This window comes from Shinella sp. (genome assembly GCF_035998705.1).
Lineage (GTDB): Bacteria > Pseudomonadota > Alphaproteobacteria > Rhizobiales > Rhizobiaceae > Shinella.
Genome location: NZ_DASYHH010000029.1, coordinates 64,645 through 77,812, shown reverse-complemented (window position 1 = coordinate 77,812; position 13,168 = coordinate 64,645). Strand labels below are relative to the sequence as shown.

Here is a 13,168-nt window from a genome sequence, read left to right as displayed (position 1 = left end):
GACGTCGCCCCGGATGTGGGCCGGGGCGACGCGGGATTGGTGTTTACTGCACGTTCGCGCCGACGACGCCGTCCCAGGCGCCGGTCACGGCGGCCTTGTTGGCGTCGACTTCCTCGAGCGTCGGGAAGTAGGCCTTTTCATAGGACTCTGCCGGCGGCAGGGCGTCGATCAGTTCCTGCGGAACCTTGCCGGCCTTGACCATGGCGTTGAAGCGCGCCGGATGGCAATAGCCCTTCAGCCAGCCAAGCTGACCGTCGTCGGAATAAAGGTGTTCCATCCACAGCTTCGCAGCATTCGGGTGCGGCGCGAAGGCGGAGATCGCCTGGACGTAAACGCCGGCGAGAACGGCCGACGACGGAACGACGACTTCGGTCGGCGGGTTGCCGTTGAGGGTCTTGGCCCAGCCGAGCGCGTTGTAGTCCCAGGCCACGACGATCGGGGTCGAGCCCTGGGCGAGCGTGCCGGACTTGCCGATAACCGGTACGAAGTTGCCGGCCTTGTTCAGCTCGGCGAAGTAGGCGAGGCCTGCTTCACCGGCTTCCTTGCCGGACTTCGCACCCTTGCCGAGGCCGGCGGCGAGAACGGCCAGGATCGCCTGGTTCGAAGCGCGCGGGTCGCCTGCGAGAGCCACCTGCCCGGCATATTCCGGCTTCAGGAGGTCAGCCCAGTCCTTGGGGGTGTTGGCCACGAGGTCCTTGTTCACGAGAAACGACATCACACCGTAATAGTCGCCGTACCAGTAGCCCTCGGCGTCCTTGATCGTGTCCGGGATTTCGTCCCAGGTGGAGACCTTGTACGGCTGAATCAGGCCGTCTGCCTTGGCCTGCGGCCCGAAGGCGAGGCCGACGTCGATGACATCAGGCGACTGCGGGCCCTTGTTGTCCTTGTTGGCCTTGATGGCTTCGATTTCATCGGCGGAGCCGGCGTCCGGGTTCAGTTCGTTGACCTGGATTTCCGGGTACTTCGCCTTGAAGGAGGCGATGACGTCACCGTAGCCGCACCAGTCGTGCGGCAGCGCGATGGTCGTCAGCATGCCCTCGGCCTTGGCGGCAGCGATGAGCTCGGCGCTCGGCTCTGCGAAGGCGAACGAGGAGGACGCAACCACCATTGCGGTGGAGAGCGAAAGCAGGCGTCTCATATGTGACATCACGGGTGTTCTCCTTGTTGTGAGTCAGTCAACTTCGGCGAAGCTGATACTGGCGACAGATGAAGCTTATGTGACAGTTTTGTTTCGGTTTTTTCGTACGTCTGTCAAGGTTTGCCAGAGACCTCCGGCCGGGGTTTTCGAAAAAGCCGGCTGGCCTCGAAGAGGCCCTCCAGCGTCTTCATGCGATCGCTGGTCTCTTCCCAGCCCGAACTCTGCACCGCCTCGATGAGCGCCTCGACGATGAAAAGCGTCACGACGGACGAATCCCAGGCCGACGGCGCCTCGATATGGACGCGAAAAACCTTCGCGGCGACCTTGGCGACGGGCGAGGCCCACTGGTCGGTGAAGAGCACGATCTCGACGCCGCGCTCGCGGGCGATCCGGCCGAGCGTCTCCATTTCCTGCTCGTAGCGGCGGATGTCGAAGATGACGAGCACGTCACCCGCCTTCATGTTCAGCACGTAATGCGGCCAGGAACTCGGATTGGCGGCGATCTGGGTGACGTGCGGGCGGATGACCTGCAAATGGGTGAAGAGGTAGTCGGCGAGCGCCTTGGTGATGCGGCCGCCGATGATGTAGATGCTGCGCTGGCGATCGGCGAGGAGGGCGCTGGCGTCGTTGAACTCGGCGGTCTCGACCTGCGACAGCGTCTGGCGCAGGTTGTTCATGATCGCATCGGCGAAGCGGTTCAGGATATGCGTGCCCGGCGCGTTGGCCGCCCAGCGGTCGTGTTTGCTGATCGGGCTGGAAAGCGTCGCTTCCAGCTCATGGTGCAGGCGGGCCTGGAAATCCGGAAAGCCGCGGAAACCGAGCTTCTGCACCATGCGGGCAACCGTCGGGGTCGACACGCCGGCGTTTTCCGCGACCGTCGTGATGGAGCCGAGGCCGGAGACGGGATAATTGTCGAGCAGCGATGCGGCCAGCTGTTTTTCGGCACGCGTCAACGTGGCGAAATGAGCATGGATCACATCCGACACCGTCATGGATGCTTGGTTAAGCGTCAAATTCTTCCCCTGCGCCCCGGTCTTTCGCCGGGCTTTTCAAGATAAAACGCACTGTCACAATTCAAGTCAAATGTTTTTTTGAAGAGATTTTTTCATTCGACCGTTGACATGGATAAAACTGTGAAGAATTCTCTTCAGAAATGACAAGAGCCGGTCGAGGGGATCAGGCCTGATGGGAATTCTGACTGGAGAAGAGGGCGACCCCGTCGCCCTGGAAAACAGTGCCGCGCGAGGCCGGGTGATCCTCGTCTGCGAGCATGCATCCCGCTTGCTTCCGAAGGCGCTCGGTACGCTCGGCCTTACGGAGGAAGCGCTCGCAAGCCATATCGCCTGGGATCCGGGTGCGCTCGCCGTGTCGCGCCTGATGGCCAGGAGCCTGGACGCAACGCTGGTTTTCCAGCGTTTCTCGCGCCTCGTCTATGATTGCAACCGCCCGCCCGAATCGCCGGCCGCCATGCCGGAAAAGAGCGAGGTCTTCGAGGTGCCGGGCAATGCCGGCCTCGACCAGGCGGCGCGGGACGCCCGCACCGAGGCGCTCTACCTGCCGTTCCGCAAGGGGCTCGGCCGCCTCGTGGAAAGCCGGATCGCGGAGGGGCGGCCACCGGTCATCGTGACCGTGCACAGTTTCACGCCGGTCTATTTCGGCAAGCCGCGCGACGTCGAGATCGGCATCCTGCACGATGCCGATACGCGGCTGGCCGATGCCATGCTTTCCGCGGCCGGCGAAAAAAGCCTCTACGACACCCGCCGCAACGAGCCTTACGGGCCCGAAGACGGGGTGACGCATACGCTGAAGGAGCACGGCCTCGCAAACGGCCTGCCCAATGTGATGATCGAGGTCCGTAACGACCTCATAAAAGACGAAGCCGGCCAGGGGGTCGTGGCCGACTATCTGGCGGGACTGCTCCTCGAGAGCCTGCCCGCCGTAAAATAAAAAGATCGACCTGGGGAACGAACGTCTGCGGAGACGCAAATGAACACAAACTGGAGAGGCCAAGCGGATGCTTGCGTTGAAATATCGGAGGCTTGGCCCGGCTAAGGATGCCGTCGCTATAAAAGAAGGCGAGGGTCATGCCTGAATTCATCAAGAGCTATGTGCGTTTCGTCGACACGTTCAACCGGCGGGTCGGCATTTTTGCCATGTATCTGATTTTCGCGATGTTCGCGATTCTGCTCTATTCCTCCCTTTCAAAGGCATTCCATCTGCCGGCGAACTGGACCCTGGAGTCGGCGCAGTTCACCATGGCGGCCTACTATATGCTCGGCGGCGCCTTCGCCATGCAGACCAGCGATCATGTGCGCATGGACCTGTTCTACAGCGACTGGTCGATCCGCCGGCGCGCCGCATTCGATACGGTCACCTGCATAGCGCTGATCGTGTTCCTCGGCTTCATGCTTTATGGCGGCATTGCCAGCACGACCTATGCCATCCAGTTCAAGGAAAAGAGCTTCACCGCGTGGGCGCCGTACATGGCGCCGATCAAGATTATCATGACGTTCGGCATCGTGATGATGCTGGCGCAGGCCACCTCGGCGCTCTTCAAGGATATCGCCGAGCTTCGGGGAAGGCCATTCGCATGAGTTATGAATTTATCGCAATAACGATGTTTGCGGCAATGATGGTGCTGCTGCTCACAGGGCAGCGCGTCTTTGCCGTCATCGGTTTCGTCGGCGTCATCGCGGCGTTCCTGCTGTGGGGCGAGGGCGGCTCGGAAATGGGCTTCGCCTCGGCCATGAAGCTCGTCAAATGGTACCCGATGCTGACGGTGCCGATGTTCGTTTTCATGGGCTATATGCTTTCGGAATCGGGCATTGCCGAAGACCTCTACAAGGCGTTCCACGTCTGGATGGGGCCGATCAACGGGGGGTTGGCGCTCGGTACCATCGGCCTGATGGTCATCATATCCGCCATGAACGGGCTATCGGTCGCCGGCATGGCCATCGGTGCGACGATCGCGCTGCCGGAACTGTTGCGTCGCGGCTACGACAAGGTGATGACGACCGGTGTCGTGCAGGGCGGCTCGACGCTCGGCATCCTCATTCCGCCAAGCATCGTGCTCGTTCTCTATGGCATGATCGCTCGTGTTCCCGTCGGGCAGCTCTGGCTTGCCGGTGTCTTCCCGGGCCTGCTCATGGCCCTGCTGATGGCGATCTACGTCTACATTCGCTGCCGCATCAATCCGTCGCTGGGACCGGCCTTGCCGCTGGAAGAGCGCAACGTACCGCTGGCCGAGAAGCTGAAGCTGCTGACGGCAGGCATCCTGCCGCTCGGCATCTTCGCGCTTATGATGACGCTGTTCCTGAGCGGTATCACGAGTCTTGTCGAAAGCTCGGCTGTCGGTGCGATTTCCTCGGCGCTGGTTGCCTGGTGGCGCGGTCGACTGACCACGCGGCTTTGGAACGACGTGCTTCAGAAGACGCTCGGCATCACATGCATGTTCATGTGGATCCTGATCGCCTCGCTTTGCTTCGGCGCGGTCTTCGACGGGCTCGGCGCGGTCAAGTCGATCGAGCGCTTCTTTCTCGGCGACCTCGGCCTCGAGCCATGGCAGGTGCTGGTCCTGATGCAGCTGTCCTTCCTCATCATGGGCATGTTCCTGGACGACACGGCGATGCTCGTCATCGTCGCCCCCTTGTACATTCCGCTCGTGCAGAAGCTCGGCTTCGATCTCGTCTGGTACGGCGTGCTCTACACGATCACCTGCCAGATCGCCTACATCACGCCTCCCTTCGGCTACAACCTGTTCATGATGCGCGCCATGGCGCCGCCCGGCATCACCATGACGGATATCTACAGGTCGATCTGGCCCTTTGTCGGCATCATGCTCGCGAGCCTGATCATCATCGGGTGCTTTCCGGAGATAGCGACGTGGTTGCCGTACAATTTCTACGCAAAATAAATCGATACCCGGCGGCGGCAATCGCCGGGTTTCCACGGGAGTAATGAGGCCGGGCAGAAGAAAAGACCATTGACCGACCGGGATGAACGGCCGTTCCCGGCAAAACCGAATGATAACCAGAGGGATAAAGATATGACCAACAGAAGACAGTTTCTTACCAGGGCAGGTGCCGCGACGATCGGGGCAGCCGGTGCCGTGACGCTTGCAACGCCTGCCGTCGTGAAAGCGCAGACCGCCATCAAGTGGCGCTTCCAGACCTATGCCGGCGCCGCACTCGGTGAGCACGTTACCAAGCCGATCATCGATGCGATCAACGCGGCCGCCAAGGGCGAGCTGGAGATCGAGCTCTACTTTGCCGACCAGATCGTACCGACCGGCGAACTGTTTCGCGCGCTTCAGGCCGGCACGATCGATGCCGTGCATTCGGACGACGATTCCATGGCCTCGCCGGCGGAAGTCGCCGTGTTCGGTGGCTATTTCCCGCTGGCCACCAAGCAGATCCTCGATGTGCCGGTGCTCTTCAAGCAGTATGGCCTCGGCGACATCTGGAAAACGGCCTATGAAAAGGTCGGCGGCGTCGTCTGGCTCTCGTCCTCGGGGCAGGACCCTTGCCACTTCAATACGAAGAAGCCGATCACGTCTCTCGCCGACATGCAGGGGCTGCGCCTCTACACCTTCCCGACCGCCGGCCGGTTCCTCGGCCAGTTCGGCGTCGTGCCGGTCACGATCCCCTATGAAGACGCGCAGGTTGCCGTGCAGACAGGCGAACTCGACGGTATGGCCTGGTCGGGCATCACCGAGGATTACACGGTAGGCTGGGCCGATGTGACGGACCACTTCCTGACCAACAATATCTCCGGCGCCTGGATCGGTTCCTTCTTCGTCAACGAGAAGAAGTGGGCGGAACTGCCCGACCACCTGAAGAAGCTGGTCATGACGGCCATCGAAGCCGGCAACAACTACCGCGACCAGTGGTACTGGGGCGGCGAGGCGAAGCTGCGCGCCGAAGGCACGAAGCTGAAGCTCACCAGCATCCCGGCTGCCGAATGGAAGCCTGTCGAAGATGCGGCGAAGGTGTTCTGGAAAGAAATCGCCGAGCAGGGCGAGGTGGCCGCAAAGGTCGTCAAGATCTTCGAGGACTACAACGCCATCATCAACAAGGCCGGCCCGCCCTACGTCAACGGCTGATAGATCGAACCCTTCGGACCGGGCTCGCAAAGCCCGGTCCGGCATGACGCCATAACCTCCAGGACCACCCCGATGACCATGACCTACACATTCGATGATCTGAAGAAGGATGTTGCCGACGGCCGCATCGACACCGTTCTCGCCTGCCTCGTCGATATGCAGGGCCGTCTCATGGGCAAGCGTTTTCACGCGGTCTATTTCGTGGAAAGCGCCTTCGAGGAGACGCATAGCTGCAACTACCTGCTCGCCACCGACATCGAGATGGAGACCGTCTCCGGCTACAAGTCGACGAGCTGGGAAGCGGGCTACGGCGACTATACGATGAAGCCGGACCTCTCGACGCTGCGCAAGCTGCCCTGGCTCGAAGGCACGGCGCTGGTTCTCTGCGATGTGCTCGACCATCATACCCATGAGGAAGTGCCGCATTCGCCGCGCGCCATCCTCAAGAAACAGGTGAAGCGGCTGGAAGCGATGGGCCTGAAGCCCTTCATGGCGAGCGAGCTTGAATTCTTCCTTTTCGACCAGACCTTCGACGACGCGCGCGAGAGCGGCTACCGCGACCTGCGCCCCGCCTCGGGCTATAACGAGGACTATCACATCTTCCAGACCACCAAGGAAGAGGACGTGATGCGGGCGCTGCGCAATGGGTTGCAGGGTGCGGGCATTCCGGTGGAGAACTCCAAGGGCGAGGCCTCGCCCGGCCAGGAAGAGATCAACGTGCGGTATGCGGAAGCCGTCACGATGGCCGACCGGCATTCGATCATCAAGAACGCCACCAAGGAAATCGCCTGGCAGCGTGGCAAGTCCGTCACCTTCCTTGCCAAGTGGAACTACAATTCCGCCGGCTCCTCCTCGCATATCCACCAGTCGCTGTGGAGCGTGGACGGCAAGGAAGCGAAGTTCTTCGATAAAGAAGCCAAATACGGCATGTCGGAGCTGATGCGGAACTATGTCGCGGGCCTCTTGGCACATGCCAGCGAAATCACCTATTTCCTCGCGCCCTACATCAATTCCTACAAGCGCTTCGTCGCCGGCACCTTCGCGCCGACCAAGGCGATCTGGAGCAAGGACAACCGTACCGCCGGCTACCGCCTGTGCGGCGAGGGCACCAAGGGCATCCGCATCGAGTGCCGCGTCGGCGGCTCGGACCTCAACCCGTACCTTGCCATGGCGGCGCTGCTCGCCGCCGGCATTGCCGGCATCGAGGAGAATCTGGAGCTCGAGGCGCCCTTTGTCGGCGATGCCTATGGCGGCAAGGATGCCCGCGAGATCCCGAAGACCCTGCGCGGCGCCGCGGCGGCGCTGAAGGACTCCAAGATGCTGCGCGACGCTTTCGGCGACGACGTCATCGAACACTATGTCCGCGCCGCCGAATGGGAGCAGGAAGAGTACGATCGCCGCATCACCGACTGGGAGGTGGCGCGCGGTTTCGAGAGAGCGTAGAAGCGTTTCGGGAATTGCCCCTCACCCTAACCCTCTCCCCGCAAGCGGGGAGAGGGGACGTGCCCTGAGGACGGGTATTGGTCGGGTAAAACCGTGCGGCATACCCCTTCGCCCCGCTTGCGGGGAGAAGGTGCCGGCAGGCGGATGAGGGGCAACCGGAGCGTCAAAACCAGAATTCCGAAAGAACCAACAGGAAGTCGATCATGACTGTGATCAAATGCATATCCCCCGTGGATGGCTCGGTTTACGCCGAGCGTGAGTCCCTGCCGCTGGCAGCGGCACAGGACGTCGTCGCCCGCGCGAGGAAGGCGCAGAAATCCTGGGCGAAGCGCCCGCTGGAAGACCGTATCCAGCTCGTCCTGAAGGGTGTCGCCCGCGTCAACGAGATGGCCGACGAGATCGTGCCGGAAATCGCCTGGCAGATGGGCCGCCCGGTGCGCTATGGCGGCGAGTTCAAGGGGTTCAACGAACGCTCCAACTACGTTGCCGAGATCGCCGGCTCGTCGCTGGCGCCGATCGTCATCGAGAACTCGGAGCGCTTCGAACGCCGCATCGAGCGCGAGCCGCATGGCGTCGTCTTCGTCATCGCGCCGTGGAACTATCCCTACATGACCGCGATCAACACGATCGCCCCGGCGCTGATGGCCGGCAACACGGTCATCATCAAGCACGCCGCGCAGACGCTGCTCGTCGGCGAGCGGCTGGTGCGCGCCTTCAACGAGGCCGGCGTGCCGGAAGACGTCTTCCAGAACGTCTTCCTCGACCATGACACGACCTCGGCGCTGATCGCCGGCAATGCGTTCGATTTCATCAACTTCACCGGCTCCGTCGAAGGCGGCCGCTCCATCGAGCGCGCCGCCGCCGGCACCTTCACGCCGGTCGGCCTGGAACTCGGCGGCAAGGACCCGGGCTACGTCATGGAAGACGCGGACCTGGATGCCGCCGTCGACACGCTGATGGACGGCGCCACCTACAATTCCGGCCAGTGCTGCTGCGGCATCGAGCGCGTCTACGTCAACGAGAAACTCTACGACGCCTTCGTCGAAAAGTCCGTCGCCTGGGTATCGAACTACAAGCTCGGCAACCCGCTCGATCCTGAAACGACACTCGGCCCGATGGCGCACAAGCGCTTTGCCGCGACGGTGCGTTCGCAGATCGCCGACGCGGTTTCGAAGGGCGCCAGGGCGCTGGTCGACCCGAAACTCTTCCCGGCCGATGACGGCGGCGCCTATGTCGCCCCGCAGGTGCTCGTCGACGTCGATCATTCGATGGAGTTCATGACGGAAGAAACCTTCGGTCCGGCCGTCGGCATCATGAAGGTGAAGAACGACGCGGAAGCGCTCGCGCTGATGAACGACTGCAAGTACGGCCTCACCGTCTCGCTCTGGACGAAGGACAGCGACCGCGCGGCCGCCATCGCCCGCGATCTCGAGACCGGCACCGTGTTCCAGAACCGCGCCGACTATCTCGACCCGGCGCTCTGCTGGACGGGCGTCAAGGAAACGGGCCGCGGCGGCTCGCTCTCCGTCATCGGCTTCCACAATCTCACGCGACCGAAATCCTACCATTTCAGGAAAGCTTGAAGAGCATGACCATCACCGCCAACTGGAGCTACCCGACCGCCATCAAGTTCGGGGCAGGGCGCATCAAGGAACTGGCCGATCACTGCAAGGCGGTCGGCATGAAGAAGCCGCTGCTCGTCACCGATCGCGGCCTGTCCACGATGCCGATCACGAGACAAGCGCTCGATATCCTTGACGCCGCCGGCCTCGGCCGGGCGATGTTCGCCGATGTCGATCCGAACCCCAACGACAAGAACCTCGATGCCGGTGTTACGGCCTACAAGGCCGGCGGCCATGACGGCGTCGTCGCCTTCGGCGGCGGCTCGGGCCTCGATCTCGGCAAGGCGGTCGCCTTCATGTCGGGTCAGACGCGCCCGGTCTGGGATTTCGAGGATGTCGGCGACTGGTGGACGCGCGCCAATTCCGACGGCATCGCGCCGATCGTCGCCGTGCCGACCACGGCCGGCACCGGCTCGGAAGTCGGCCGTGCTTCGGTGGTCACCAATTCCGAAACGCACACCAAGAAGGTGATCTTCCATCCGAAGTTCCTGCCCTCGGTCACGATCTGCGATCCGGAACTGACGGTCGGCATGCCGAAGGTGATCACCGCCGGCACCGGCATGGACGCTTTCGCCCATTGCCTGGAAGCCTATTGCTCGCCGTTCTACCACCCGATGAGCCAGGGCATCGCGCTCGAAGGCCTTCGCCTCGTCAAGGAATACCTGCCGCGCGCCTACAAGGACGGCACGGATATCGAGGCGCGCGCCAACATGATGTCGGCCGCCGCTATGGGCGCCGTCGCCTTCCAGAAGGGTCTTGGCGCGATCCACTCGCTGTCGCACCCGGTTGGCGCGATCTACAACACGCATCACGGCATGACCAATGCCGTCGTGATGCCGCCGGTGTTGACCTTCAACCGCCCGGCGATCGAAGCGAAGATCGCCAGTGCCGCCGCCTATCTCGGCATTGCCGGCGGTTTCGACGGCTTCTTCGATTACGTGCTGCGTCTGCGCGAAGAACTCGGCGTGCCGGACAAGCTGTCGGCGCTCGGCGTCGGCACGGACCGTATCGACGAGATGTCCGCCATGGCGATCGTCGACCCGACAGCCGGCGGCAACCCGGTGGAACTGACGCTGGACGCCGCCAAGCGCCTCTTCGTCGAGTGCATCTGAATTCTCACCGTTGAGAAATAGACAGAAGCCCGGGAAACGCAGGTTTTCCGGGCTTCTGCATTGCCGGACGCGCTTGTCCGGTCGCGTCTCCTTAGTCTTCGCGATGCGCATATTTCCAATTCGTTAACCATGTTTTGAAAGGCTTGAGAAAGCGGGCGCCATTGCACAGGTCGCCTGACGAGAGCGATGACCAAGCTCGCAGCATTTTTGAGGTACGACATGCCAGTCATCACATTTGCCAATGCCAAGGGCGGCGCGGGCAAGACTACCGCTGCCCTCATCCTTGCGACGGAGCTTGCAAGCCAGGGCCATCGCGTCACCATTCTCGACGCCGACCCGCAGCGCTGGATCAGCCACTGGCACGAGATTTCCGGCCGCCAGCGCAACATCGCCGTGATCTCGGAAGTCTCCATGGCCTCCATCCAGTGCCATATCCGCGAGAACCGCGACACGACCGACTATTTCATCATCGACCTCGCCGGTGCGCGCGATGCGCTCGTCGCCACCGCCATCGGCCTGTCGGATCACGTGATGATCCCGGTGCAGGGCTGTGCGATGGATGCGCGCGGGGCCGCGCAGATCCTCGAACTCTTGAAGCAGCTCGACGAGAAGGCGGGCATCCGCATCAACCATTCGGTCGTGCTCACCCGCATGAACGCCATGGTGACGACCCGCGCCATGAGCACGATCAAGGCGCTGCTGTCGGCCCGCGGCGTCACCGTGCTCGATACGCCGATCGGCGAGCGCACCGCCTTCCGCGATATTTTCGACTGTGGCGGCACGCTCTATTCGATGGATCCGGCCAAGGTGAGCAATCTCGACAAGGCGCGCGAGAATGCGCGGCTCTTCGCCGAGGAAGTGCTGCGCCTCATGCCGGCGCGCAAGCGCGCAGCGACGCAACGCGGCGTCTTCCGCACGATCCCGCGCGCGGCCTGATCCCGAAATTGACGAAAGACAAGAACGGCTGCGACCAATTGCGCAGCCATTCCGCAAGATTGCACGGCCGCCGGTAATGAACAATTTACCACGGCTAACCTAGTGATATCGCACCAGAAAGCTTGATCCATGGAGGCCCGGCGCTTCCAGCAGGACCCATGACGGGTCGCGGGACCGGCATTGCCGCCCCGATGGACATTGTTTTTCCATTTCCATAGCCGTCAGGATACCAGCAGCATGAAGCCGACCCTTGAGAATGCCAGCCAGAACCACGACATTGCGCGCCGTCTGGACTATCTCGGCCTCGACGAGCCGGCCCTGAAGCGGCTGCGCAGCCTCAAACCCTTCATCGAGAAGGAACTCGGCCCGGCGCTCGACAAGTTCTACGCGATCGTGCGCAAGAGCCCGGAGGTCAACCGCCTGTTTTCCTCCGACGCCCATATCGACCGCGCCAAGAAGGCGCAGATCGGCCATTGGGCGAACATCGCGACCGGCAATTTCACCGGCGATTATGCCACCAAGGTGCAGACGATCGGCCATGTGCATGCGCGCATCGGGCTGGAGCCGCGCTGGTATATCGGCGGTTATGCGCTGATCGTCGAACATCTGCTCGCCGAATCCGTGAAGTCGCTCTGGCCGAAGCCGGGCCTTTTCAGCCGCCGGGAGATCACGCCGGAAGAATTTGCCGCACAGTTCTCCAGCCTGCTCAAGGCGATGTTCCTCGACATGGATCTTTCGATCTCGGTCTATATGGATACGTCCGACGTCACCAAGCAGCAGGCGGTGCAGGCGCAGGTCGTGGCCGAGGAGCGCAAGATCGTCGGCGACAGTTTCGGCGCGGCGCTGAAGCGCATTTCCGACGGCGACCTGACGGCGCGCATCACCGGCCCGCTGCCGCAGGCCTACGAGGCGCTGCGCGACGACTTCAACCACGCCATGTCGACGCTGGCGCAGGCGATCGGCAATATCGGCGTCGGTGCCGGATCGATCCATCTCAGCGCCCAGGAGATCGCGGCGGCCTCCGACGACCTCGCCAAGCGCACGGAGCGGCAGGCGGCAAACCTTGAGGAAACGGCCGCCGCCGTCGAAGAAGTGACGACCACCGTGCGCCAGACCGCGCAGAGCGCCAACGAGGCGAATACGCTCGTCATGGCGGCGCGCGACAATGCGCAGCGCGGCGGCGAGGTGGTGGAGCATGCGATCGTCGCCATGGGCGAGATCCAGGCCTCGTCCTCGGCCATCGCCAATATCGTCGAGGTGATCGACGAGATCGCCTTCCAGACGAACCTGCTGGCGCTCAATGCCGGTATAGAGGCCGCGCGGGCGGGCGAGGCGGGACGCGGCTTTGCGGTCGTCGCCTCGGAAGTGCGCGCTCTTGCCCAGCGCTGTGCGGACGCGGCGAAGGACATCCAGAACCTGATCGTCAAGTCGCATGGCCAGGTCGAGGACGGCGTGCGCTCGGTCAACGAGGTCGCGCAGTCGCTGCGCCAGATCGTGTCGCAGGTCGTGGACGTCAGTGCCGTCTTCAACACCATCCGCTCCAGCACAGCGGAGCAGGCGACGGGCCTCCAGGCGGTCAACCAGGCGGTCAACGCCATGGACCAGATCACCCAGCAGAATGCCGCCATGGTCGAAGAGGCCAATGCCGCCAGCCAGGCGCTGACGCAGGAGGCCGCCTCCATCGCCGCCCAGCTCAGCGCTTTCCGCACCAGCGGCGAGGCCCGCCCGGCCCAGGGGGCGGGTTATGTGCGGGCGGCCTGATTGAGCGGGCAATTTGCAAGGATTGCATAACCGCGAGAGGTACGGCATTCGCCTA

At 62.8% G+C, this 13,168-nt stretch carries 11 protein-coding genes; 9 read left to right on the top strand and 2 right to left on the bottom strand.

Features of this window, described 5'->3' with window-relative positions; genetic code table 11:
* Window positions 1-43: 43 nt before the first annotated feature.
* Window positions 44-1,147, bottom strand: coding sequence for an ABC transporter substrate-binding protein (locus VGN93_RS27360; protein WP_413818649.1), 1,104 nt, complete (start codon window positions 1,145-1,147; stop codon window positions 44-46).
* Between the two features lie 104 nt (window positions 1,148-1,251).
* A complete protein-coding gene (locus tag VGN93_RS27355) occupies window positions 1,252-2,130 on the bottom strand; it encodes a MurR/RpiR family transcriptional regulator (RefSeq protein ID WP_414714195.1) in 879 nt (292 codons plus the stop codon).
* Window positions 2,131-2,320: 190 nt separating this feature from the next.
* Between VGN93_RS27355 and VGN93_RS27350 the strand changes: the two genes are divergently transcribed.
* The 9 genes from VGN93_RS27350 to VGN93_RS27310 all read left to right on the top strand — a co-directional run bounded on the left by VGN93_RS27350 (window position 2,321) and on the right by VGN93_RS27310 (window position 13,113).
* Complete coding sequence (locus VGN93_RS27350; protein WP_327510168.1) at window positions 2,321-3,085, top strand: N-formylglutamate amidohydrolase; 765 nt, start codon at window positions 2,321-2,323, stop codon at window positions 3,083-3,085.
* Between the two features lie 137 nt (window positions 3,086-3,222).
* Window positions 3,223-3,732 (top strand): TRAP transporter small permease subunit, encoded by a 510-nt coding sequence (locus tag VGN93_RS27345; protein WP_327510113.1) that lies wholly within the window; start codon window positions 3,223-3,225, stop codon window positions 3,730-3,732.
* Complete coding sequence (locus VGN93_RS27340) at window positions 3,729-5,051, top strand: TRAP transporter large permease (RefSeq protein WP_327510112.1); 1,323 nt, start codon at window positions 3,729-3,731, stop codon at window positions 5,049-5,051. The genes VGN93_RS27345 and VGN93_RS27340 overlap by 4 nt, the downstream gene beginning before the upstream one ends.
* 132 nt (window positions 5,052-5,183) lie before the next feature.
* Window positions 5,184-6,239: a TRAP transporter substrate-binding protein gene (locus VGN93_RS27335; RefSeq protein ID WP_319317337.1), complete on the top strand. Its 1,056-nt coding sequence runs from the start codon at window positions 5,184-5,186 to the stop codon at window positions 6,237-6,239.
* A 78-nt stretch (window positions 6,240-6,317) separates the two neighbouring features.
* A complete protein-coding gene (locus tag VGN93_RS27330; RefSeq protein ID WP_327510167.1) occupies window positions 6,318-7,682 on the top strand; it encodes a glutamine synthetase family protein in 1,365 nt (454 codons plus the stop codon).
* A gap of 203 nt (window positions 7,683-7,885) precedes the next feature.
* A complete protein-coding gene (locus tag VGN93_RS27325; RefSeq protein WP_327510111.1) occupies window positions 7,886-9,265 on the top strand; it encodes an aldehyde dehydrogenase family protein in 1,380 nt (459 codons plus the stop codon).
* A gap of 5 nt (window positions 9,266-9,270) precedes the next feature.
* A complete protein-coding gene (locus VGN93_RS27320; protein WP_319317342.1) occupies window positions 9,271-10,416 on the top strand; it encodes an iron-containing alcohol dehydrogenase in 1,146 nt (381 codons plus the stop codon).
* 219 nt (window positions 10,417-10,635) lie between these two features.
* The gene (locus tag VGN93_RS27315) at window positions 10,636-11,352 is read left to right on the top strand and encodes a ParA family protein (RefSeq protein WP_327510110.1); all 717 of its coding nucleotides are present in this window, start codon (window positions 10,636-10,638) and stop codon (window positions 11,350-11,352) included.
* A gap of 237 nt (window positions 11,353-11,589) precedes the next feature.
* The gene (locus VGN93_RS27310; RefSeq protein ID WP_327510109.1) at window positions 11,590-13,113 is read left to right on the top strand and encodes a methyl-accepting chemotaxis protein; all 1,524 of its coding nucleotides are present in this window, start codon (window positions 11,590-11,592) and stop codon (window positions 13,111-13,113) included.
* Window positions 13,114-13,168 lie beyond the last annotated feature (55 nt).

Excerpts from the sequence above, each read along its gene's own strand:
- VGN93_RS27330 (WP_327510167.1), top strand. The coding sequence starts at position 6,318 with ATGACCTACACATTCGATGATCTGAAGAAGGATGTTGCCGACGGCCGC.
- VGN93_RS27310 (WP_327510109.1), top strand. The coding sequence starts at position 11,590 with ATGAAGCCGACCCTTGAGAATGCCAGCCAGAACCACGACATTGCGCGC.
- VGN93_RS27320 (WP_319317342.1), top strand. The coding sequence starts at position 9,271 with ATGACCATCACCGCCAACTGGAGCTACCCGACCGCCATCAAGTTCGGG.
- VGN93_RS27335 (WP_319317337.1), top strand. The coding sequence starts at position 5,184 with ATGACCAACAGAAGACAGTTTCTTACCAGGGCAGGTGCCGCGACGATC.
- VGN93_RS27345 (WP_327510113.1), top strand. The coding sequence starts at position 3,223 with ATGCCTGAATTCATCAAGAGCTATGTGCGTTTCGTCGACACGTTCAAC.
- VGN93_RS27340 (WP_327510112.1), top strand. The coding sequence starts at position 3,729 with ATGAGTTATGAATTTATCGCAATAACGATGTTTGCGGCAATGATGGTG.
- VGN93_RS27315 (WP_327510110.1), top strand. The coding sequence starts at position 10,636 with ATGCCAGTCATCACATTTGCCAATGCCAAGGGCGGCGCGGGCAAGACT.
- VGN93_RS27360 (WP_413818649.1), bottom strand. The coding sequence starts at position 1,147 with ATGTCACATATGAGACGCCTGCTTTCGCTCTCCACCGCAATGGTGGTT.
- VGN93_RS27355 (WP_414714195.1), bottom strand. The coding sequence starts at position 2,130 with ATGACGGTGTCGGATGTGATCCATGCTCATTTCGCCACGTTGACGCGT.
- VGN93_RS27325 (WP_327510111.1), top strand. The coding sequence starts at position 7,886 with ATGACTGTGATCAAATGCATATCCCCCGTGGATGGCTCGGTTTACGCC.